At 62.7% G+C, this 2,720-nt stretch carries 2 protein-coding genes and 1 pseudogene; all 3 read left to right on the top strand.

Annotated features, from left to right (window positions below; genetic code table 11):
• Nucleotides 1-28: 28 nt before the first annotated feature.
• Nucleotides 29-1,315 (top strand): lipoprotein-releasing ABC transporter permease subunit, encoded by a 1,287-nt coding sequence (locus ENZ75_RS27650; protein ID WP_013531108.1) that lies wholly within the window; start codon nucleotides 29-31, stop codon nucleotides 1,313-1,315.
• Nucleotides 1,312-1,995 carry an ABC transporter ATP-binding protein gene (locus ENZ75_RS27645; RefSeq protein WP_027160544.1) on the top strand — a complete coding sequence of 228 codons (684 nt, stop codon included), beginning with the start codon at nucleotides 1,312-1,314 and terminating at the stop codon, nucleotides 1,993-1,995. The genes ENZ75_RS27650 and ENZ75_RS27645 overlap by 4 nt, the downstream gene beginning before the upstream one ends.
• Nucleotides 1,996-2,513: 518 nt before the next feature.
• Nucleotides 2,514-2,720, top strand: a pseudogene (locus tag ENZ75_RS27640) (site-2 protease family protein); the annotation flags it as partial.

The following is a 2,720-nucleotide window of genomic DNA, read 5'->3' as shown; positions in this document are numbered from 1 at the left end:
ATGCGAAGAAGCGCTTCGGTGTCGCCGCATGAGCGAGGCGGTGGCGGCAAGATCGGTCGGCGCCGGACCCTTTTCCATCTTCGAGCGCATGGTCGCCTGGCGCTATCTGCGTTCGCGGCGCAAGGAGACGGTGATCTCGGTGATCGCCTCGATCTCGTTTCTGGGCATCATGCTGGGCGTCGCCACGCTGATTGTGGTCATGGCGGTGATGAACGGTTTCAGGGCAGAGCTTTTGACGCGCATCCTCGGCGTCAACGGCCACCTGATCGTGCAGCCGCTCGATTCGCCGCTGGAGGACTATGCGCAGGTCGCCAGCCGCATCAACGGTGTAGCAGGCGTTAAATACGCCATCCCGCTGATCGATGGCCAGGTGCTTGCGCAAGGCAATGTCGGCGGCGGAACCGGAGCGCTGGTTCGCGGCATACGCGGCGAGGATCTGAGCAAGATCGCCATCGTTGCCAGCAACATCAAGCAGGGTTCGATCGCCGATTTCGATTCTGGCGAGGGCGTTGCCATCGGCAAGCGCATGGCTGAGAATCTCGGCCTGACGCTTGGCGATACCATCACCTTGATTTCGCCCGACGGCGACGTGACGCCGATCGGCACCACGCCGCGCATGAAGGGCTACAAGATCGCGGCGATCTTCGAAGTCGGCATGTCCGAATATGACACGTCCATCGTCTACATGCCGTTTTCCGAAGCGCAGCTTTATTTCAACATGGACGGGCGGGCGCAAACGATCGAGATTTATGTCGACAATCCAGACGATGTCGATGCGCTGAAACCGAAAGTGGAGGCGGCGGCGCAGCGGCCGATCGACATGGTCGATTGGCGCCAGCGCAACGAGACCTTCTTCTCCGCGCTGCAGGTCGAACGCAACGTCATGTTCATGATCCTGACGCTGATCGTGCTGGTGGCGGCGCTGAACATCATCTCCGGCCTGATCATGCTGGTGAAGGACAAGGGCCACGACATCGCCATCCTGCGCACCATGGGGGCGTCGCGCGGCGCCATCCTGCGCATCTTCCTGATGACGGGTGCGGCGATCGGCGTGACCGGCACGCTTGCCGGTGTGCTGCTCGGCGTACTGATCTGCACCAACATCGAATCGATCCGCCAGTTCTTCTCGTGGATGACCGGTAAGGTGCTGTTCAATCCTGAACTCTATTTCCTCAGCCAGTTGCCGGCGAAGATGGATCCGCGCGAGACGACCTATGTCGTCCTGATGGCGCTCGGCCTGTCCTTCCTGGCAACGGTGTTTCCGGCATGGCGCGCCGCGCGTCTCGATCCGGTCGAAGCCTTGAGGTACGAATAGTGGCCGAGGTCATTATCGAGCTGAAGAGCGTCGAGCGGCACTACGTCCAGGGACCGCGAAAACTCACCATTCTCAATGGTGCGGACTTCTCGCTGAAGCGCGGCGAGATGGTGGCGCTGGTGGCGCCGTCTGGCACCGGCAAGTCGACGCTGCTGCACACCGCCGGCCTGCTGGAGCGTCCCGACGCCGGCGACGTCATCCTGGCCGGCCGCGCCTGCGGGCGGCTGTCCGACGACGAGCGCACGGCGATCCGCCGCAACGATGTCGGCTTCGTCTACCAGTTCCATCACCTGCTGCCGGAATTCTCGGCGCTGGAAAACATAATGATGCCGCAGCTCATCAAGGGGCTCAGCCGCAAGGACGCGGCCGAGCGCGCGGCGCAGCTGCTCGATTACATGCAGATCGGCAAACGCGCGGCGCACCGGCCGTCCGAGCTCTCCGGCGGCGAACAGCAGCGCGTCGCCATTGCGCGTGCGGTCGCCAATGCGCCGCTGGTACTGCTGGCGGACGAGCCGACCGGCAATCTCGACCCGGTCACCGCGTCCTATGTGTTCGAGGCGCTGGCGGCGCTGGTCAAGCAATCGGGCCTCGCGGCGCTGATCGCCACCCACAATCACGAGCTGGCATCGCGCATGGACCGTCGCGTCACGTTGGCCGACGGTAAAGTGGTGCCGCTCTAGGGCACGGCGATACTGGGGGAGGCCGGCCTGCGAAAGGCGGCTTCCTGCGCTTCCCGTTCTACCCCGTCGCGGTAGAACGGTGCTCACGTACCCAAAAGTACGCTCCGCTCCGGTTCTCGAAATCCACCATTCTCGGCTCGGCCTGACCCCAGTCTCGTCGTGCCCTGGTCGGCGCTGGGCAACCGTCGTTCGCCCGTCAACCTTTTCTTAACCCTGCCGATTTGATCGCCCGGAAATTCGGACACGGCCGGATTGTGTCCGTTGACTTTGAAACAAAATTAGAACAAAATACGAACATATCAACAACAGGAGAGAGTTATGACCGATCTGGTTCAGGATGTCATCTCACTGGTTTGCATGAGCACCTTTCTCGTCTCCATGGCGATCTGGATTGGAGCCATGTGATTTGGCGGCGTTCGCCGCCGTGGGTCCCATGCGGTCGAAGACCGCTCCGCCGTTAAGCTTTTCTTGCCGCAGCGACGTTAGAGTGCCCCGGCAAGACAGGGAGCAACGTCCAGGTGTCGCCCATCGTCACGGCCATTCTGGTGGCCAGCAATCTCGGGCTGATCTTTCTGTTGATGACGGTGCCGCTTGGTTTGCGCACGGTCCGGCTGACCCGTCTGGTGGCGATGGATCGGCAGCGCCTCTGGCAGGCGCTGTGGCCGCTCGGCAGCGATGCCGGCTGGTCCGGTGAGATCCTGTCCGCCGAGGCCCCGGACGGCGAG

It is taken from the genome of Mesorhizobium sp. M7A.F.Ca.CA.002.04.1.1, assembly GCF_004022805.1.
GTDB lineage: Bacteria > Pseudomonadota > Alphaproteobacteria > Rhizobiales > Rhizobiaceae > Mesorhizobium > Mesorhizobium ciceri.
Note: the sequence above shows the minus strand (reverse complement) of the source record. Positions and strands in the feature narration are given on the sequence as shown.